The organism is Streptomyces sp. NPDC000404 (genome assembly GCF_040300365.1).
Taxonomy (GTDB): Bacteria; Actinomycetota; Actinomycetes; order Streptomycetales; family Streptomycetaceae; genus Streptomyces; species Streptomyces ramulosus.
On the sequence record NZ_JBEPDN010000002.1, the window covers coordinates 120350 to 140531 of the forward strand.

The 20182-nt window shown below is 70.6% G+C and carries 11 protein-coding genes; 4 read left to right on the forward strand and 7 right to left on the reverse strand.

All coding sequences use genetic code 11. The features are described from left to right. From ABT345_RS03685 to ABT345_RS03710, 6 genes are all read right to left on the reverse strand, one after another. Entirely contained in the window at positions 1-8874 is an 8874-nt protein-coding gene (locus ABT345_RS03685) for a non-ribosomal peptide synthetase (RefSeq protein ID WP_345081328.1), read from the reverse strand. Positions 8875-9021: 147 nt separating this feature from the next. Then, entirely contained in the window at positions 9022-9780 is a 759-nt protein-coding gene (locus tag ABT345_RS03690; RefSeq protein WP_345081331.1) for a phytanoyl-CoA dioxygenase family protein, read from the reverse strand. Between the two features lie 258 nt (positions 9781-10038). Next, complete coding sequence (locus tag ABT345_RS03695; RefSeq protein WP_345081334.1) at positions 10039-11049, reverse strand: helix-turn-helix domain-containing protein; 1011 nt, start codon at positions 11047-11049, stop codon at positions 10039-10041. A 533-nt stretch (positions 11050-11582) separates the two neighbouring features. Continuing rightward, positions 11583-12383: a DUF6424 family protein gene (locus ABT345_RS03700; protein WP_345081337.1), complete on the reverse strand. Its 801-nt coding sequence runs from the start codon at positions 12381-12383 to the stop codon at positions 11583-11585. Positions 12384-12528: 145 nt separating this feature from the next. Beyond that, the gene (locus ABT345_RS03705) at positions 12529-13221 is read right to left on the reverse strand and encodes a transglycosylase SLT domain-containing protein (RefSeq protein WP_345081341.1); all 693 of its coding nucleotides are present in this window, start codon (positions 13219-13221) and stop codon (positions 12529-12531) included. A gap of 172 nt (positions 13222-13393) precedes the next feature. Continuing rightward, positions 13394-14242 carry a peptidoglycan-binding protein gene (locus ABT345_RS03710; protein WP_345081344.1) on the reverse strand — a complete coding sequence of 283 codons (849 nt, stop codon included), beginning with the start codon at positions 14240-14242 and terminating at the stop codon, positions 13394-13396. A 424-nt stretch (positions 14243-14666) separates the two neighbouring features. Here ABT345_RS03710 and ABT345_RS03715 point away from each other — a divergent pair, with 424 nt between their 5' ends. The 4 genes from ABT345_RS03715 (at position 14667) to ABT345_RS03730 (ending at position 18815) form a co-directional block, all read left to right on the forward strand. Then, positions 14667-15770, forward strand: coding sequence for a M4 family metallopeptidase (locus ABT345_RS03715; protein ID WP_345081346.1), 1104 nt, complete (start codon positions 14667-14669; stop codon positions 15768-15770). 45 nt (positions 15771-15815) lie between these two features. Continuing rightward, entirely contained in the window at positions 15816-16082 is a 267-nt protein-coding gene (locus ABT345_RS03720) for a protealysin inhibitor emfourin (RefSeq protein WP_345081349.1), read from the forward strand. A 289-nt stretch (positions 16083-16371) separates the two neighbouring features. Continuing rightward, positions 16372-17061 (forward strand): lasso peptide biosynthesis B2 protein, encoded by a 690-nt coding sequence (locus tag ABT345_RS03725; RefSeq protein ID WP_345081352.1) that lies wholly within the window; start codon positions 16372-16374, stop codon positions 17059-17061. Then, the gene (locus tag ABT345_RS03730) at positions 16998-18815 is read left to right on the forward strand and encodes an asparagine synthase-related protein (RefSeq protein ID WP_345081355.1); all 1818 of its coding nucleotides are present in this window, start codon (positions 16998-17000) and stop codon (positions 18813-18815) included. The genes ABT345_RS03725 and ABT345_RS03730 overlap by 64 nt, the downstream gene beginning before the upstream one ends. On the opposite strand, the gene ABT345_RS03735 is transcribed toward ABT345_RS03730, so the two are convergent. Next, positions 18799-20019 (reverse strand): hypothetical protein, encoded by a 1221-nt coding sequence (locus ABT345_RS03735; protein ID WP_345081358.1) that lies wholly within the window; start codon positions 20017-20019, stop codon positions 18799-18801. The two genes, ABT345_RS03730 and ABT345_RS03735, sit on opposite strands and share 17 nt — an antisense overlap. Positions 20020-20182: the final 163 nt, after the last annotated feature.

The window sequence follows — 20182 nt, forward strand, 5'->3', positions numbered from 1 at the left end:
TCAATGTGCTGCAGGTCGATCACCTTCACGGCAGCCCTCTTCCGTCGTCGTTTTCCACAAACCTGTCTCGGCGAAGAACCGCACATAGCCGTCCAGCACCTCCGCCCCCATCGGGGGGCATTCGATTCCCGAACCGGCCAGGGCGCGCGCTGCGTTGGCGCGGTCGTAGCGGACCCCGGCGGCCGCGTCCTTGCGGTGCGCGAGCAGGACCGCCGCGGACGGCAGGACGCTGCCCTCGGCCGCCGTACGCGCCCGGTCGGCCGCCCGCTCGGCCCACTCCTGGGCCGGCAGACGCTCCAGCGGATGGCCCGCCGCCCGGATGCGCTCCAAGACCGCGGCCACCGGAGTCGGTTCCGGGGCGCTCAAGCTGTAGGCGGAGCCGTCCGGTTCCGCGTGGCGCGCCAGGTGCACCATCGCCCGGGCGACGTAATCGACCGGCACCAGGTCCTCCTCCCCGAGCGGGCCCGCGCCGTCCGGAGCCGCCCCCAGCTCGACGCAGGCCCGCAGCAAGATCCACAACGCGTCGTCCGCCGAGCCCGCCCCGCTGCGCGTGTCCCCGGTGATGCGGCCCGGCCGGTGGATCACCGCCGGCACACCGCGCCGCCGCGCCTCGCGCAGCAGTTCCTCCCCCACCCACTTGGTCCGGACGTACCCGTTGGGCAGCACGCTCTCCGCCGGCACCCGCCGGTCCTCCCGCAGGACCTCCGGGTTGCCCCGGGAGGCGAGCAGAACGCTGTTGGTCGAGACGAAGTGCACCGGGACCGCCCGGCCCGCCGCCAGCCGCAGCACCTCCTGGGTACCGAGCACATTGGCGTCCCGCAGCCGCGCGTACGGGTCGACGAGGTCGACGCGGGCACCGTTGTGGAAGATCAGGTCGACCCGTGCGGCAAGGTCGGCGAAGGGGCCGTCCGCCAGGCCGAGCCGAGGGAGCCGCAGATCGCCGGGGACCGCGACGATCCGCTCCAGGAGGGGCTCGTGTCCGATCCGGTAGCGACGCAGGTTGCGTTCGACGCGTGAGAGGGCCTCGGCCGCGTGCGCCGCCCGCACCGGGCACACCAACCGGGCCCGCGGAAAGGCCCGTACGATCTCCGCGGCGAGGAACGCCCCCAGGAAACCGGTCGCCCCCGTGAGCAGGATGCACTCGGGCTCCGCGGCCGGCCGGCCGCGGGACGGCACGGAAGGCCGGATCGCGGGGTCCAGCCGCGCCTCCGCGACGAGGTCCACCTCGCCGTCGACGCCCCGGCCCGCGGCGGCGTCAACCAGCGCGGCGACCGACCGGGCCGTGAACACCTCCCGTACCGACAGCTCGACGCCCAGTGCGGCGCGGAGCCGCTCGGTGAGCCTGACGGCCAGCAGCGAATGCCCGCCCAACGCGAAGAAGTCGTCGTCGATGCCGACCGCGGGCAGCCCCAGTACGTCGGCGAAGACGGCGCACACGGTCTTGTCCCGCTCGTCGCGCGGTCCGCGCGCGGCAGCGGCGTCCGGAACCGCGGGGGCGGGAAGCCGGTCCCGGTCGGTCTTGCCGTTCGCGGTGAGCGGCAGCTCCGGCAGGACCACGATCGTGGCGGGCACCATGTACGAGGGCAGCCGTTCGGCCGTGAACGCCCGTGCCTCGCCGGGGTCGATTCCGGCCGGACCGGCCGGGGCGACATAGCCGACCAGGCGTCTGTCGCCGGGGCGGTCCTCGCGCAGCACCACCGCGGCCTGGGCGATCCGGGGATGGGCCAGCAGCGTGGCCTCGATCTCACCGGGCTCGATACGGAATCCGCGGATCTTGATCTGGCCGTCGGTACGTCCGAGGAACTCCAGTGTCCCGTCCGGTCGTTGGCGCACCAGGTCGCCGGTGCGGTACATCCGTGTGCCCGCGGGCCCGAAGGGGTTGGGGACGAACCGCTCCTCGGTCAGGTCCGGCCGCCCCAGGTAGCCGCGGGCCAGGCCCGCCCCGGCGAGGTGCAGTTCGCCGGGAACACCGGGCGGCACGAGCGCACCCGCACCGTCGAGAACGTAGACCTGGGTGTTGTCCATCGGCCGGCCGATCGGCACCGCGCCGCGGACCGGCCCGGTGACGTGGTGGTACGTGGCGAAGGTCGTGTTCTCCGTCGGGCCGTAGCCGTTGGTCAGCCGCGTGCCGGGGCAGGCGGCCAGGAAGCGGTCGAAGGCGGCGGGGGAGACCGCTTCACCGCCGGTCCACACCTCCCGCAGCCCGGCCAGCGCGCCGGGTCGCTGCTCGACGATCAGGTTGAACAGCGCGGTGGTGAACCACGCCGCCGTGGCGCCGTGTTCGGTGATGGTCCGCTCCAGCACGTTCGGATCCGGATCGCCGGGCGGGACCACGACCACCTGACCGCCGGACAGCAGCGGCACCCACAACTCGTAGGTGGCGGCGTCGAACGCCGCCGGGGAGTGCAGCAGCACCCTGGAGTGGTCGCCCTCCCGCCAGCACCGGTCAAAGGCCAGGCTCACCACGTTGCGGTGAGTGACCTCGACCCCCTTCGGTGTCCCGGTGGAGCCGGAGGTGTACATCACATAGGCCGGCTGATCGGCGGAGAGGGCCAGGGGCGGGGCGCCGCGGTCCTCCGCTCCGGCGGACGCGGCCTCCACGTCGATGATCCGCAGCCCTTCGCCGCGGGGGTGCGGCGGCGCCGACCGGTCCACCAGCAGGACCGACGCCCGCGTCCGGCCGAGGACCAGACGCATCCGGGAGGCCGGGGACCTGGCGTCCAGCGGAACGTACACACCGCCCGCCTTGACCACGGCCAAGATCGCCACCACGAGGTTCACCGACCGCTCCAGCAGCAGGGCCACCGATCCCCCCGGAGTGACCCCCAGCTCCCGCAGGCGCCACGCCAGCCGGTCGGCCGCCGCGTCCAGTTCGGCGTAGGTGAGCCGTTCATCGCCGCAGCTGACGGCGGTGCGGTCCGGGACACGTGCGGCCTGCGCCGCGAACAGCTGCGGCAGGGTGCCCCGCGGGATCTCCCGGCCGGTGTCGTTGACCCCGGTCAGCAGATGACGGCGTTCGGCCGGGGTGAGCAGGTCGATGCCCCCGACGGGTCGGTCGGGGTCGGCCGTCACCGCCCGCAGCAGGTGCTCCAGACGACGCAGCAGGGCCTCGACGGACCACGGGTCGAAGAGGTCGGTGCGGTACTCGGCCGTGCCGTCGACGCCCGCCGGCAGCCCGTCCGGGCCGTGCCGCTCGGTCAGCGACAGGGACAGGTCCAGCCGTGCGGTGCCGGTGGCCACGGGCAGCGCCTCGCTGCCCACTCCGGGCAGCTCCGGCACGGACAGCGGGGGCTGCCAGGCGAGCAGAACCTGGAAGAGCGGATGGTGGGCGAGCGAACGGGCGGGACGGAGGGCCTCGACGAGGTACTCGAAGGGGATGTCCTGGTGGGCGTAGGCGTCCAGACTCCGTTCCTTCACCCGGGAGAGCACGTCGCGGAAGGTGGGGTTCCCCGAGGTGTCCACCCGCAGGACCAACGTGTTGACGAAGAATCCGACCAGGTCCTCGGTGGCCTGGTCGGTGCGGCCGGCGACGGTGACACCCACGGGGATGTCGTCACCGGCGCCGAGACGGGAGAGCAGAGCCGCCAGCGCCGCCTGCACCACCATGAACGGGCTGGCCCCACAGGCGTGGGCCAGCCGCACCAGCCTCCGGTGCAGCGCGGCGTCCCAGGCGAAGGACGCGTTCCCGCCTTGGTGGGACGCCTGGGGCGGGTACGGGCGGTCGACGGGCAGGGCGATGTGTTCCGGCAGCCCCTCCAGCGCCCGGCTCCAGTACGCGAGCTGGCCGGACAGCAGGCTGTCCGGGGCGTCCCGCTCACCGAGCAGCCCCTGCTGCCACAGGGTGTAGTCGGCGTACTGCACCGGCAGCGGCGTCCACCGGGGAGCCAGGCCCGTGCGGCGCGCGGTGTAGGCGGTGGCCAGGTCCTTGCCCAGCAGCGTCAGTGACCAGCCGTCCGCGGCGATGTGGTGCACCACCAGCATCAGCACATGGTCCTGCGGCCCCAGCGTGAACAACCGGGCGTGCAGGGGGATCTCCCGCGCCAGATCGAATGCGTACCGGGCGGCGTTCGCCGTCGCCTGCCCGAGCCCGCCCGCGGACAGGGCGGTCACGATCAGGTCCGGGCGGGCGTCCTCCGGCGCCAGGATGTGCTGGCGCGGTACTCCTGCGGCGTCGGGGAAGAGGGTCCGCAGGGACTCGTGGCGGGCGACCAGGTCGGCCAGCGCGTTCCGCAGAGCGGCGGTGTCCAGTGCGCCGGTCAGGCGCAGCGCCACGGGAATGTTGTAGGTGGCGGACGGGCCCTCGGCCCGGTGCAGGAACCACAGGCGGCGCTGGGCGAAGGACAGCGGCAACGCCGCGGGGCGACCGGCCGGACGCAGCGGGGGGCGGCCCGCCGCGTCCTGCCGCACCCGGTGGGCCAGGGCGGCGGGAGTGGGGGCCTCGAACACGGCGCGGACCTGTACCTCGGCACCGAACGCGGCCCGCACCCGGGAGACCAGCCGGGTCGCCAGCAGCGAGTGACCGCCCAGGTCGAAGAAGTCGTCGTCGGCCCCCACCTCGGGCACCCCGAGGGTCTGGGAGAACAGCCCGCACAGCGTCTCCTCGACCGCGTCACGCGGGGCGCGGTACGCCGAACTCCGCTCGGTGGGGCCGGTGTCCGGTGCCGTCAGGGCCTTGCGGTCGATCTTGCCGCTGGGCGTCAGCGGCAACGCGTCGAGAAGGACGTACGTGGACGGAACCATGTAGCCGGGCAGGGTCCGGCCGAGTGCCTCGCGCAGCACGGCCGTCAGCCGCCGCTCGCGACGGCGCCGCGCCCCGTTGACATAGGTGTGCCAGGGCCGGGGCCCGGCATCGGGCCGCGGCGGGGCGGTGCGCGGGGCCGCGGGCGCGGGCGTGGTGCCGGCGTCGTGGCGGCGCAGGATCACGTCGAAGGAGCCGTCCGGGCCGTGCCGCGACCAGTCGAAGTCGATCCGGTAGCCGCTCTCCCTCGCCAGCAGCCACAGCTCCTCCGGGTCCGCGGCGTCCGCGACCGGGGTGTCACCGAGCTCCCGCCGCAGCTCCCGCACCGGTGGTGGCCCGCTCTCCCGCAGCCGCCGCAGCAGTGCGGTCAGCGGCCGCAGCCGCTTGTTCGGCACCTCGCGCAGGGCCAGCACGTGGGGGCCGCTCCCGGCCAGCAGGGCGCGGAGCGACCCGACCGTCAGGTTCTCCGCACGCCACTCCCGCCATGCGTACGCGCTCCGGTCCGTGGCCCGGCCCCCGACGGTCAGCAGGACGTCATAGCGGAAGCGGGTCATCTCGTTGGCGAAGCCGCCGCGTTTGGGCAGGACCACGACATCGCTGATCTTGGCCGACCGCGTGGCGAGCGCGGTGAACAGCGCGGGGTCCACGACCAGTTCGCGTTCGTCGTCGACGCCGCGGCGGATGCGCTCGCGCAACCGGTCGGCGGACAGTTCCTCCTCGGCGCGCGAGATCTGCACCGAGGCGTGGAAGGCTTCGAGCAACGGCAGGCTGCGCACGTCGCCCACCAGCAGCGTGCCGCCGGGCGCGACCCGCCGCACGGCGCTCTCCAGCACGCGCAGCAGATAGCGCTCGTCCGGGAAGTACTGCACCACCGAGTTGAGGACCACGACGTCGAACAGCCCGTCCGGCAGCTGCTCAAGCCGGTCGGCGGCGCATTCGAAGAGCTCGACCCGTCCGGGGAGCCCGCCGGGGCCGGCCGTCCGCCGGCGCAGCCCGTCCAGGGCGACCGGCGAGATGTCGGTGCCCCAGTACCGCTCACAGTGCGGGGTGACGCGGTGCAGCAGCATCCCCGTTCCGCAGCCGATGTCGAGCACGGACCGCGGCCGGAGGCCGAGGACCAGCTCCGCGGTCCGGTCGGCCCAGGCACGCATCTCCTGCGCGGGGAGGGACGCTCCGGTGTAACTGCTCTGCCAGCCGCGGGTGTCGAGGGCCGGGTCGACGTCCCCGGCGGCCTGCGCGTACGCGGCGTCCCAGACGTCGCGCCACTCGTCGGGCCCCTCCGACGGGGCCTGGCCGTCCTCGTGGACGCCGTCCTGCCCGGCCACCACATAGGCCACCAGCCGCTGGTCGCCCGGAGCGTGCTCACGCACCGTCACCACGGCGTCCTTGACACCGGGCTGCCGCGTGAGGGCCGACTCGATCTCACCGAGCTCGATCCGGTGGCCGCGCAGCTTCACCTGGTGGTCCAGCCGGCCGAGGAACTCCAGCCGGCCGTCGGCCCGGCGACGCACCAGGTCACCCGTCCGGTACAGCCGGTCGCCGAGAACGGATCCGAACGGGTGGGCGATGAAGCGTTCCGCGGTGAGCGCACGGTTGCCCAGATAACCGCGGGCCAGACCGGCACCGCCGATGCACAGCTCGCCGGGCACGCCGAGGGGAGCCAGGCGGCCTTCGGCGTCAAGCACGTGCAGCTCGGTGTTGGCGACGGGCTCGCCGAGCGTGACCGGGCCGTGAGGGGCATCGCCGGCGGTGTCGGTCCCGGTGACCTCGTTGACCGAGGACCAGACGGTGGTCTCGGTGGGACCGTACATGTTCCACAGGTGCACGCCCACGCTCAGCAGCTGCCGCGCCAGCTCCGCCGGCAGCGCCTCTCCCCCGGCGAGGGCGCGAAAGCCCCTCGCGCCCTCCCAGCCGGCGTCGAGCACCATGCGCCAGGTGGAGGGCGTCGCCTGCATGACCGTGGCGCCGGACTCCGCCAGGGCACGGACCAGCCGCCGGCCGTCGGCGGCGGTCTCCCGGTCGGCGAGTACGACGCGCGCCCCGGCCATCAGGGGCAGCAGAAGTTCGAGGACCGCGATGTCGAACGCCGGCGTCGTCACGGCGAGCAGGGTGTCGTCGGCACCGATGCCGGGCCGCTCCTCCATGGACAGCAGGAAGTTTCCCAGGGCACCGTGCGAGATCTGCACGCCCTTCGGACGCCCGGTCGAGCCCGACGTGTAGATGACGTACGCCAGGTCCTCCTCCGCCACGGGCTCGCCGAGGGCGTCGGCCGGCTCACCGTCCAACTCCCCGCCGATCTCGTCCAGGCAGAGCACCTGCGCGTCGGGCACCGGCAGACCGTCCAGGACCGGGCGCCGGGTCAGCAGCACCGACAGGCCGGAGTCCGCCAGCATGTGCGTGACACGCTCCCGCGGCAGGCCCGGATCCAGCGGAAGGTAAGCACCGCCGGCCTTCAGCACGGCCAGGAGCCCCACCACCATCTCCGTGGTGCGCTCCAGGAAGATGCCCACCAGCACGTCCCGGCCGACCCCGAGACGCTTGAGGCGCCGCGCCAACCGGTTGGCACGCTCGTCGAGTCGGCGGTAGCTGAGAGCGCCGTCCGCACAGCGCAGGGCCTCGGCCTCCGGAGACCGGGCGGCCTGCCGTTCGAAGCGCCGGTGGGCGAGGACGGGTCCGGGCCACCGCCGGGGTGCGGGATTCCACGCCTCCAGCAGCCGGCGCTCCTCCTGCGGGGTGAGCAGCGGCACCGAGGCGATGGACCGGTCCGGGTCGGCGACCAGGCTCTCCACCAGGGTCCGCAGATGCCGCGACAGCTGTTCCACGGTGGCCCTGTCGAACAGGTCACTGTCGTACTCCAGCGAGCCGCGCAGCCCGTCGGGTCCCTCGAAGACCTCCAGTGACAGATCGAAGCGGGAGGTGCTGCTCTCCACGGCGAAGGGCTCCATGCGCAGCCCCACCCCGTCGAAGCCGGGCAGCGCGATGTTCTGGTAGAGAAAGGAGACCTGGAAGACCGGCGACCGTGACAGGTCCCGTTGCGGTCGCAGCTCCTCCACCAGTCGCTCGAACGGCACGTCCTGGTGGGCGAACGCACCCAGGGACGTCTCACGCACCCGTGCCAGCAGCTCCCGGAACGCCGGGGCGCCGGACAGGTCGGTCCGCAGGGCCAGCGTGTTCGCGAACATGCCGATCAGCCGCTGGGTCTCGGGCCGGCCCCGGTTGGCGACCGGAACGCCGACGACGATGTCCTCCGCGCGGCTGTACCGGTGCAGCAGCACCTGGAAGGCGGCGAGCATCGTCACGAACGGGGTCGTGCCCTCCTGCTTGCTCAACGCCCGCAGTCCGTCCGTCACCGAGGCGGGCAGCTCGAAGGGGCACGACGCCCCCCGCATCCCCTGCACGGCAGGGCGGACCCGGTCCGTGGGCAGTTCCAGGGCCGGCGGGGCGCCGTCCAGCGCCCGCTTCCAGTACTCCAGGCCCGCCGCCAGGGCGTCCCCGCCGAGCTGCCGGCGCTGCCACACCGCGTAGTCCGCGTACTGGACGGGCAGTTCGGGCAACTCCGGCTCCGCACCGGCGCAGTACGCCCCGTACAGGGTCACGAGTTCTTCGAAGGCGACGGAAGCCGACCACAGATCACCGGCGAGATGATGCAGCGTCAGCAGGAGAAGGTGTTCGTCCTGGCCCAGCCGCAGGAACTTCACCCGCCACAACGGTCCGGCCGCCAGGTCGAACGGGCGGCTGAACTCGGCACGGGCGAGTTCCCGTAACTCGGCTTCGCCCTGCGGGCCGTGCAGCCGTCCGCATTCGAGGACGTCGAACTCCACCGAGCCGGATTCCGCGACGATCTGCACCGGCTCTCCGCCGGATTCCGTAAAAGTGGTGCGCAAGGACTCATGGCGGCGCACCACCTCGTTGCAGGCACGTCGCCAGTTCTCCACGTTCAGTGGCCCCTTGACGCGGAATGCGCCCGGGATGTTGTAGGCGGCGTTCCCTGGTGCCAACCGTTCAAGAAACCACAGGCTCTGCTGTGGGAACGACATGGGGAACGTCCGCGGATTCTTCTTCCGGTTCCGTAGGCGCTCGGCCAGCAGCGCGCGCTTCTCGGCCGCCGAAAGATTTCCCAGGTCGATATTTGTCACGGGCGCAGCGTCTTTCTGTGACACGGGGCGCGGTGGCCACGTGGCGGGCCGGTGCGGTGATGGGAATGCGGAGGTACGGCGAGGACGGCCGTCAGACGAATGGACGAATGGTTGACGCACGCGGCCGCCGCCGTCGGCGTCACCCGGTCAGGCGCCGAGGAGGTGGAGGGCCTCGGGGCCGAGCCGGGCCCGTGTCCGGGGGAGCAGCATCTCGGCCTGGGTGACCTTCCGCTTTTCCGCGTTGGCCGGAGTCGTGTAAAAGGCGAACAGCGAACGCCGGGGCCGGCCGCTGCGGTTCATTGTGCCGCCGTGCCACAGATGCACGTTGAAGACGAGCAGCGATCCGGCCGGTGCCACGATCAGCTGCTCCTGAGGATGGGATTCGGCGGGGTCGCGCATCACCTCGGCCGGTGCCTTTCCCCACCGGTGCGAACCGGGGACCACACGCGTGGCGCCGTTGTCGTCCGTGAAGTCGTCCAGAAGGAAAATCGAGTTGAGCCCCTGCCAGTTCCCCGGTTCGGGAACCTCCTCCCGCCAGTCCGCGTGCAGGACCTGGTGCCCGTGACCGGGCCTGGGATCACGACCGCTCAGGATTCCCAGGGTGATGTCCCCCGGCAGGACATGGCTCACCGCTGCCAGCAACAAGGGATGGGTGTAGAGCACGTCGAACATCTCACCGGAATTGACCAGGTCGGGAACGATGACCGAGCCCGGCTCGTGTTCACCGCACCGCTCGGGATCCTCCTCCACCAACTCCACGAAGCGCTCCCGGAACGCCTGCACCTGCTGCGGATCGAAGAATTCAGGGAGAACGAAAAAGCCGTCCTCATCGAGACGGTGCACCAGCGCCCGGTCCAGAACGTCATCGGTGACCTTGAAGTGCTCCAACACCTGGGCCTTGTTCACCGGCAATTCCCTTCAGTCAGCGACTCCCCCGCTTCCTTCACCCGGATACGCAGGAACGAGGACGACGGATCAGTACTCGTGAATCCAGGAAAGCAATGCCGCAGACCCGGTACCGGATCTGTCGGAGGATCACGCGTACACACCCTGCCAACTCACCGCCGGCACGTCTTTGACCGCCGGCGCACACTCCTTTGACGATCAGTGCACACGGCCCGCCCGGGGGCCGGTCACCGCGGAACGGCCCGGCACGCTCCACAGCTACGGGGACGGGCGGCGCCGACGGTACTCACCCGGAGGCAGCCCGTACCGCGCCTTGAACGCCCGGCTGAAGACGGCCGGGGCCGTGAAGCCCCAGCGCGCTCCGATCTCACCGGCGCTCAGCGCGTCGAGCAGGGGGTCGGCCAGATCGGCCCGGCAGCGTCGCAGGCGCTGCTCGCGGATGAACGCGCCGACGGACTCGTGATCCCGCTGGAACAGCAGGTGCAGGGAACGCACCGAGATGTGGTGGGCCTCGGCGATCACCGTGGGCGACAGCTGAGGCTCACCGAGGCGCTGCTGGATGAAGGACCTGACCTCGCTGAGCAGCACCGTCTGCCGCGTCGTGGCGGACGACAGGCCCTCGGTGCCGGCCAGGCCCGCCAGAAAGGCCGAGGCGAGGTCGACGACCGCCGCACCCAGCCTGCCCACCTGCGATCCGGGGAGCGTCGCCGCCTGCTCGACGAGCCCGTGCAGGACCCCGCCCAGCACCGCCCCCACACCGGTGTGCGAGGGCAGCCCCCGCGCCACCAGGCCGCGCAGCGCCCGCTCCGATACCGGGACCGCGCGCCGTGGCAGCCCCGCGATCACCATCCGCACCGGGCCGTTCGCGCCGAGCGCCATGGCCTCGAACGGTCGCGAACTGTCCCACAGCCCCAGGTCACCGGGCCCCAGCGACGCCGTGTCGCGCGCCTGCTGGACCTCCACCGACCCGCTCACGACCAGTCCCAGCTCCAGCATCTGCGGATCGGAGCGCTGGATCATTCCCCGCGTGCGCACGAACCGTGCCCAGGGGAACTCCGGCGCGGTCACCCGCACCTGTCCCAGGTCCATCATCATGATCGAAGCGCGGTGGCCGACAGGGCAGGTACCGGTGCCGCGGGCCGGCACCCGGGCACGGGACGTCAGCTCACGCCACCGCCGCAGCCGTTCCAGCTGCTCCGCGACCGGCACGTTCGAGGGACGGAGTTCGACCGCGGTCTCGTCCCATGGCCCACGGGCGCGGGACGTCAACGGATCCCGCCCCCTCGGTCGACGAGCGCCGGCAGGCCGAGGACCAGCCGTGCACCGGGCGGCGCCACGAGCAGGCCCGGCCACGCATCCCGTGACACCGGACCGGCCGCGACAGGCCGCGAAAATCCAGCGCCTCTTCTCCGCCCTCTGCCCTGGGCAGGGAAACGCACATGACCGACCACAATTCCCCCGAACCTCACTGATCAAGTCCGGGCGAGGGTGTCAAAGTTGCCGGTGTTCGGTCCAGAAGGAATCAGGCCGTATCCCGCCCGCTCACGGCAACGGCGGTCCGGTGCGGTGCCCCTGGACGGTGCGGACCGCGCTCCGGGGCCTCTCCCGAGGCGCCGGAGAGCGTGCCGCCCCGTGCCGGGCCGTGGTTCCGGACCTCGTTTTCCCTGATCACGACGCATGCCGTGTTCCCGACGGGGGCACCCCGGGCTGCCCTGCCCGAGGGGCCTGCCACCGGCTCCGCCGACGACCGGCCTCCGACCCCGCAGGTGCCGGGTTCGGCACCCACAGCGGTGGGCTCGCTGTCAGCTCTGCTTTCTGAACGCCTGCCGGGCCAGCGGGTCGTCGGCGGGGAGCACGTTCTTCTCCTCGCCGGGGGCCGGGGCTTCCACCGCCCGGGCAGCTTGCTCCGCCCGGACCGGGCTGGTCAGGCGCTTCGCGTAGGGCGAGTGGGCATGGGCGGCGAGCAGGCGCACCCGGCCGTCGCCGGAGCCGCGCGGGGAAACCGGCACCACCACAGCCGGCCGGCCGCTGTCGTCCGTCACGAACAGGGTGAAGTCGTCGTACCGGAAGTGGTCGATGTCCACGATCGGCTTGGGGTAGTGGTGGTACCCGGCGGACTTCGGGAGCACCCCTGAGTGGGTGCCGGCGGGCAGCGGCACCGAGGCGTTGAAAATCGAGTCCGTCCACTCGGCCACCTGAGCCGCCGTCTCGATGGGGTTGTCCAGGAGCCGTTGGCCGTCGTCGTAGCCGAAGCTCGCATATCCGGGCAGGGTGTCCGGGAACGCTCCGACCACCCGCGCGGCACAGCGGCGGACGTGGTCCACCTTCGCGGGGTCCGCGCAGAATTGCGCCGACCACTCGATTCCCAGCGGCAGGAAAAGGCACAGCCAGCCGTCGCTGTCCTTGACCCACACTCCCCCGCCGTGATGGTCCTGGTACGGTCCGGGCGCGAACGCCCAATCATCGGTCGTCCCGACGAGTTTGCCCATCAACTTGCGACTGGCCTGGTACTGCGGACTCTCGGTACGCGGTGGGTGGTCCGCCACGGAGATGGTCCACGGAAAGTCTTCGTGTTCCGGGTGTCCATGTTCCGGGCTGGTCATGGCGACCTCCTCGGCAGGCCGTTCAGCTGGCAGGAAGGGCCCTTGGCGAATCGGCATTCGATGAAATACCGTAATGCCATTTTCTCGATTCGGTTTCACCGGCCCTTCCGCAAATCTGCCCTACGCAAGGACCGGCGTCCGCTCCTCAGTAGGGGTGTGGCGGCAGGTTCGGATTCGCCTGCTGAACACGTGAGATATCTCCGTACCTGCGCCAGATGTAGTTGACGGCCGCCGCGATGTTCGCCAGCGGGTCATAGATCAGGTTGGAGGTACCTTTCTCATGGTCCTCGGCAAATGTCTCGGCAGTCACCTGTGCATAACCGCGCGAACAGTTGAAATGCGCTCCGTCCGACTGCACGGCTCCCGTCGCGTTGTCATCGCTCAGGTTCACCGCGTTCGGGTTGAAGGATGATTCCCGGAACATAAGAGTGAGCAGGTTCGCGCCATTACTGACCCCGGTGACCCAGCCTGACGGCGCGCCGGTCAGGGTGCACACGCGTTCCGCGAATCCTCTCGCCGTATCCTTGCCATGGAGAATACCGGAGTTTTTCGTGAACCGGACCGAACTCGCCGGAATGGCGCCCGGATGCCGGCAATCCACCGCAAACCCCGATTTATGGCCGAGCTTCGTCAAGGAAGAGCAGCCGGGAAATCCGTCGGCAGCTGGGCCGGTCAGGCCCAGCGACCTCTGCCAGGCGGCGTATGCGGATCTGGTCTGCCCGTCATAAACTCCCGTGACTCCTGCCGGAAGATTGAATCCCGCAGCCATCAAGGCCCTTTGCACGGTTTTCACGTCGTCACCGCTTCTGCCGAAACGGACGTGGGAAAGGAAAACCACCCTTGCCTCCTACCCCTGGAAACCTTTGCGGGGGCGGTCCCGGCCACAGCGCACACCACCGGTATCCACGACGACCAGGCACCGGCCGACCTCACGCGACTGGTGTGCGCAGAGGTGCCGGGGGCGTCGCGGCAGGCCGGCCCCGGCGGTGTCGCCGGTGCCCGTCATCGCGTCATGCGGGGTGAGGCACGCGGAGCCTGTTCCAGCTGGACTCTCCCGGAACCCCGTCGGCATCGCTGCCCGAGAGGCCGATCTTTTCCTGCCAGGCGGCGTAGGATTTCACGTCGCCCGATTCCCATACGTCGGCCTTGTCGCCGGGCGGGTACCGATTGCATCCCTCGGCGACGAGCCGGCTGTGCATGGCCGCGATGACCGGCGACTTGTGACCGGTATGGAAGAACGCCGGGCCGGGGAACGGCTCGGTGGCCTGCGGCTGCGCCACGAAGAGCGGCCATGAGCCGGGATCGACATGGTCGTTCTCGGGCACGTGGGCGTGCGCGTACCAGCCGCCCTCGGTCTCCCACATGGTCTCGGAGCGATGCGGAGTGAAATCGGTGGGCCGCCCCATGGGCCAATTGTTCGGCACACCCCAGGAGAGAACCCACGCGTTGAGTTCTTTCCACCCCTTGCACGGCGTATCGGCCAGATTGGCGTACACCTTTCCGCCGACACGGCAGTGCGGGAAGAACAGCGCCTCGATCTGAATGACGACCTTGCCCGCACGATTGGTGCGGGTACCGCCGGGCAGATCACGGAGGGCCTTGCTCCGGGACGTGGCAGGGAAGAATTGAGCGAAGACGCCGGCGAAGGGGTCCCACAGGAGATGCGGGGCCATCCCCGACCCGCCGTCCGTGAAGAAGCGCTTCAGATTGGCGAAGGGCACCAAGTCCTGTGGAGCCGCCGCACTGGCGACGCGGTCCGCCGTGATGTGTGCGATCGCTTTCGCCGGGAACGCCGCGTCACAAGGCGCATGGTCACCGACATCTGCATTGATGGCCTGAGGCATCCAAATATCGGGCATGGCGAACCGTCCTCCTGCCCCCATCAAGCCCAGATGGGCACGTGCAGCATTTACTCCAATTCTCTTACGGTGGACGTGGCCCAGCCACTGCTGAGGCAGGCCGGAAGACTGCTCGCAGGCCACTCATCCGCCCAGCGGGCCGACATACACATTTCGCCCGGCGTGATACGCAAAATACCGTCGGTGATGCGTTCCCCACTGATCCGCCGAAGCAGGTTCGCGGGGCTCGCCCCGCATGAGGGCATCGTCCACCGGTCGGCGGCAGCGGGGGCACGCGAGCTGCGTCATCGCCGTCGGCCCGGTTGATGCAGAATGGACCGGCGCCACGGCTGCGCTGCTCCATTCCGCCCGCTCGGGCAGGCCACCGGGGTGATGTGCAGACCGGCGCATCGGCCTCACCGCCGACGGCGGGGACCTCTGCCACATGAATACGCCCCTCCCCCATGACGGGAAACGCCGAGCGCCGAAAGCGGGCAACTGCTTCTGCACCATCGTGCCGCCGTTCGTTCTCGAAGGACTCGCCGAGTCGGACGACCCCAAGGTGAGCGAGCCCGCCCGGGCCACCCTCGAAGCCGACTCCGAGGCCGCGTTCCGGGCCTACCGCGCCGAATCGCCCAGCCTCATGGCACCGGCCGCACCGGCAACCGAACCCCACCTGGAGCGGACGCTCTACGACGCCCACCACGGCCTCGGGCTGCCCGGTGATGTGGTCAGGCCCGACGGGGCCGACCCGGTCGCGGACGGCAGCGTCAACCGTGCCTACGACGCCCTCGGCCTCACCTTCGCCCTCTACAAGGAGGCGTACGGCCGGTATTCGGTCGACGGCAACAACATGCCGCTGAACGCCAGCGTCCACTACCGCCGCGGTTACAACAACGCGTTCTGGGACGGCGAACGCATGGTCTTCGGCGACGGCGACGGTCACGTCTTCAACGATTTCACCGTGTCCGTCGACATTCCCGCCCACGAAATGACGCACGCGGTCACGCAATTCACGGCGGGTCTCGCGTACCAGGACCAGTCGGGCGCCCTCAACGAGTCGATCTCCGACGTATTCGGCTCGCTGGCCAAGCAGTTCGCCCGGCGTCAGACCGCCGAACAGGCGGACTGGCTGATCGGCGCCGGTATTTTCACCCCCACGGTGCAGGCGCAGGCGCTGCGGTCGATGAAGGCTCCGGGCACGGCCTTCAACGACCGCCGGCTGGGCGGCAAGGACCCGCAGCCGGCCACCATGGCCGCATTCGTCGAGACGAGCCAGGATGACGGCGGCGTCCACACGAACTCGGGCATCCCCAATCACGCCTTCTACCTTGCGGCGATCGGCATCGGCGGCTTCGCCTGGGAGAAGGCCGGCCAGATCTGGTACGACACGCTCACCTCGGGCGAGCTGGATCCACATGCCACCTTCCAGGAATTCGCCCGTGCGACGCTCGCCGCCGCGGCAAAGCGCTACGGCAAGGGAAACGAGTACGAGGCGGTGCTCAAGGCATGGTCCGAGGTGGGTGTGAACGGGAACAGCAATGGCTGATCAGCTCTCGCCCCGGTCCCTGAGCCGTCCGGTCGCGCAGGTGCCATGCGGATCCGGGTGACCAGGAGCGGCGGCCTGGCCGGGCTGTCGCGTCAGGCCGAGCTGGACACCTCCGGCCGGCCTGACGCGGCCGAATGGGAACGCCTCGCGCGCGCCGCCCTCGCCGGCAGCCGGGCCGGGCCCGCCCCCGGTGTGCCGGACGGCTTCCGGTACACCGTGACCGTGGACGACCGCACCGTCGAATTCGCCGATCCGCACCTCAGCGAGGCCCAGAACGAACTGGTCGACCGGGTGCTTCGGGAAGGGGCGTAGAAACCGCCGCCCGCCGGGCTTCCGCCTCGCGCGCCGGGGACGCGGTGGAAGCGGTGCACGGTGGCGCAGCAGCCCGGTTGCGGGGCATTCGGCGGAGAGTAGCCTGAAATTGATGCCCTGCCGGTTCAGGAGGTAAGCAATGTTTCTCCGACTGCTGCGGCGCCGTAAGCCGCCTCGGCTCGTCCTTCTCGGCAAAGGCCGTCTGATCCGCGGCTTCAGTGGCGGGCTTTACGACGGCCATGGATATCAGTCCTGAAGCCGTTCACGGTGGAACAGCGGAGGATATGCGGTGGCAGAGGAGCGTGATGCCCTGGCGGCCATGGAAAGCGTCCTCGCACCGCACTGCCGCATCACCCGGATGTCCGACGGGGTGCTGATCGCGGACTGGAAACGGACGCGTTTCCTGGGATTGGCGACGGCGGAAGTCCGGAAACTCACCTCCGGAACCCCTGCGGAACGCGCCGAAATCGTCAGCTCGCTCACGCATGCCGGGTGCACCACGGGCCGCCGGAAAAAATATACGGACGTCGGCGTCGGGCTGCGGCTGAAGGGAGTGCACCTGCTGATCCGGGCCCTGGGATTCGGGCGCGTCCTGCGGCTGCTGCCCTTGGCCGTCCCGCATTACGCCCGTGCGGACCGCCCCTCCGTGGCGGAGGTCGGGCGGCTGAAGCGAGCGGTGCACTCACACAGCAGCGGAAGCTGGTTCGTCAACGGCGACTGCACGTCCGAGGCGGTGACGGCCTTCGTGCTGCTGCGGCGGCGTGGTCTGAAGGCCGTACTCCACGTGGGCGTGCGGGAACACCCGTTCGCGCTGCACGCCTGGACGGCGTCGGGCGGGCTGTGCATCCCCGACGCGGCCCCGCGGGGGGCACGCGTTCACGCCGGTGCTTTCGATCGGCTGTGGAGCGCAGTGACATGGATGCGCTCCGCCTCGAATGGGTCGGGGGCGCACCGCGGCTGTGGACCAGCGCCGCCATGACGCGTCAGGGACTCGTGACGCCCGTCTCCACGCGGTGCGGCGCCGCGGCCGTCGTCGGCTGGGTCGGCTCGGCCCGGGACCGGGCGGCGGGCGCGCGCGGTCTCCTCGACTCCGCCGGGCGGGGAACCGCCTCACCTCTCCCGGCCGGCGATTACGCCGCCGTTCTGGTCTCTCGCGACCGCATCCTTCTGCTACGCGACGAGCAGGCCCGTATCCCGCTGTTCTTCCAGGAGTCCGGTGGCCGCGTCAACGCCGTGAGCACCTCGGTCCGCAGTCTGGGGAGCGTCACGGAACTGGACCCCCGCTACTTCTGCCGCTACCTCACCGGGAATCTGGCGCAACCGCACTCGGACCTCACCCCTTTCGCCGGGGTGCACCGCGTCCTCGGTGGCGAGGTGGTCGAGCTGTCCCTCACCGGGCAGTTGCGCAGTCGTACGCAGCGACGCGCCCATCAGGTCACCGTCCCGCCCGATCCGGCCGCAGGCGGCTGCGGCCTCGATGCGGCCGCACAGGAATTGCGTCTCGCGCTGGAGGACGCCGTCGGACGCCGCATGGGCACGACGACGGCATGCCATGTCTCGGGCGGCACCGACTCCACCGGCATCGCGCTGCTCGCCGCACGCGCGCCGGCCGCGGAACGGGGCAGCGCCGGGGAAGGCCTGGTCCTGCTCGCCGGGCGGTTCTCCCGCGGGGAGCTGGCCGCGGAGCGGTCGTACCTCGATGCCGCGTTGGAGGAGATCTGCCGCCACGCACCCGCGGCCCGCCCTGTGATCGTCGATGCCGACGAGGTGGCCGACTTCGACGACTTCCCGCACCACGCGGGAGACGCCGACGAGCCCCATGCGCACGCCTTCCGCGCCCCGTTCTGGGCCAGGCTGCACGCGGCGGCCGCGGAACTGGGCTGCGACACGCTCCTGACCGGCTGCGGGGCCGATCCGATCGCGGACGCCAACCCGTTCCACCTGTACAGACTGGCCCGCACGGGGCAGCTACGGCAGATGACCGAGCAGGCACGCGCCTGGGCCGCGGGAAGCGAGCAGGGCGTGCGGGACATCGTCCGCACCTACGTGCTGCAGCCGGCTCTTCCGCTGGCAACCGAACGGTTCGCCGCGCTCCTCCACGGCGGAACCGTTCTCGGCGGTCTCGGCACCTTCAACCGCCCCAGATGGCTGCGCCGTGGGTTCGCACGCGCGCACGGCTATCGCGAGGCGGGGATCGCGGAGAGCCGGTTCGTGTTCGGGCGCGCGCCGGAACGGTCGCTCTACGACGCCGCCAACTACGTTGCCGCTCCCGACCTGCTGTCCTGGCAGCGGGCACCACGGGACGGGTTCTTCCTGACGCACCCCTTCCTCGACCCGGAGGTCGTCGCCACGATGCGCCGCCTGCCCGCCGCGGTCACGTTCCGGCCGGGCCGTCCGAAGGCCGTTCTCCGTGCGGCCGTGGCGGATCTGCTCCCGGCCGCGATCCGCGAAAGGACGGTCAAGGTGCCCTTCAACGACCTTTACTCCCAAGGCCTGCAAAGACACGGGGACGCGCTCATCGCCCTGTGCCGCTCCGCCCGCCATCCGCTGATCACGGAGATGTTCGACGTCGAGATGCTCTGCCGAGCCGTACGGGAGGCCCGGCTCGGCCTGGGGGACTCGTACTCCTGGGATCGTATGAACAGATCGCTCGCCCTGGTGGCCTGGCTGGAGCGGCTGGACCGGCGTTCCGGCGCGCCCGACGCGGCAGCGCCCGTCACCGCCGGCTCTTGATGTCCCACAGGGTCCGCTCGACCGGACCGGTGAACAGGTCGACGAGTCCGTACCGGCCCACCAGTTCGCGTGCCTGCGCAGGGGTGGCGATGCGGTCTTCCTCTCCTTTCCGCCCGATGGATGTCTGCACGCTCGCGCCGTGCGTGCCGAACCGCCAGTAGACGGTGACATATCGCGGATCCCTTGTGCGTTCGTCGATCGCATTGTTCTCGTGCACCCTGGCACGGTAGATGAGAGAATCCAGACCGGCCTTTTGTTGCTCCTTCACCCATCCGGGGACGTTCTCCTTACCCCAGGAGTACGCCACGAAGTCGAGCGGTGGCTGCAGCACCAGCCGATCCTTGCGCGCGAGGCTCGCGGTGGCGTAGAACGCCACCTGGTCGTACGGCGTGTCCTTGGGAAGCTGCACCACCACTTGCGTGGCGAAGGTGTCTTTCGACTCGACCCATTGCCCATAAGGCATCCATGGTTTCGCCTCGACCAACTGGCCGGGCTGATGAATCTCCCGACGGGAGAGCGGGTTCACTTCCGAGGACTTGCGCCACTGCTCGGCATCGGTTCGCCACTGCCGGCGGAGCCGGTCCTTCGGGCTCAGCGGAACCTTTTTCCCCATGACGTGGAATTCGGTGCCGAGCACATAGAATCCCACATCGCTGTTGTTCTGGAGGGTGATGTCGACCGGTACGGCGAATGCTTTGTGGTCCTTGCTCAGTACCGCTTTCCCCATGGACAAGGTGATGAGCGGCCTGGTTTGCCGCTGGAACGGCTGGTAGAGGTCCTGGTAGCCGAAGTTGGCGATCGCGATGACCGAGGAGACGCTCAGCGCGGCGGCCACCCGTTTCGGAGCGGGGATCACCACCGACGTCCGCCACACCGCGAAGACGCCGTACGCCGAACCCACCGTGAGCGCGCCGAACAACGCCGGGTAGGCAGCGGAATCGCCGTTCTTGACCGTCTGCACCAGGAGCATGGCGTTGGTCAGCAAGGCCGCGAACGTGCCGATCAGCGCCACCAGACCGGAGTAGGGAAAGGTCTGCCGGATCCAGTGGTCCAGGACCGCGGCGGCGCCCACGAGCGTGGTGAACGAGACCACGAGAAGAACGGCGCCGGTGATGCGACCGGCAAAGGTCAGATCGTGGACGAAGTCCTCCAGGCCGAACCGGGACAGCAGCAGTGTGGTCGTGAGAAGGACCAGCACGATCACTGCCAGGGCCACCCGCGACTGCCAGGTTCCCAGCGAGGGCCCCCGCGTTTTGACGGGCGCGGGCGAGTCGTTCCCGGGCGGAGTTTGCACGCGGTCACCTCCTGAGGCCGCCGGTCGTGCCCAGCACGTGTGCAGCACGGAATCGGGATGCCTGCCGCCGCGC

What these genes read in the sequence shown, in the direction of transcription:
- ABT345_RS03700 (WP_345081337.1), bottom strand. Translation starts at nt 12,383, where the DNA reads ATGACCAGCCCGGAACATGGACACCCGGAACACGAAGACTTTCCGTGG.
- ABT345_RS03730 (WP_345081355.1), top strand. Translation starts at nt 16,998, where the DNA reads ATGGATGCGCTCCGCCTCGAATGGGTCGGGGGCGCACCGCGGCTGTGG.
- ABT345_RS03720 (WP_345081349.1), top strand. Translation starts at nt 15,816, where the DNA reads ATGCGGATCCGGGTGACCAGGAGCGGCGGCCTGGCCGGGCTGTCGCGT.
- ABT345_RS03715 (WP_345081346.1), top strand. Translation starts at nt 14,667, where the DNA reads ATGAATACGCCCCTCCCCCATGACGGGAAACGCCGAGCGCCGAAAGCG.
- ABT345_RS03710 (WP_345081344.1), bottom strand. Translation starts at nt 14,242, where the DNA reads ATGCCCGATATTTGGATGCCTCAGGCCATCAATGCAGATGTCGGTGAC.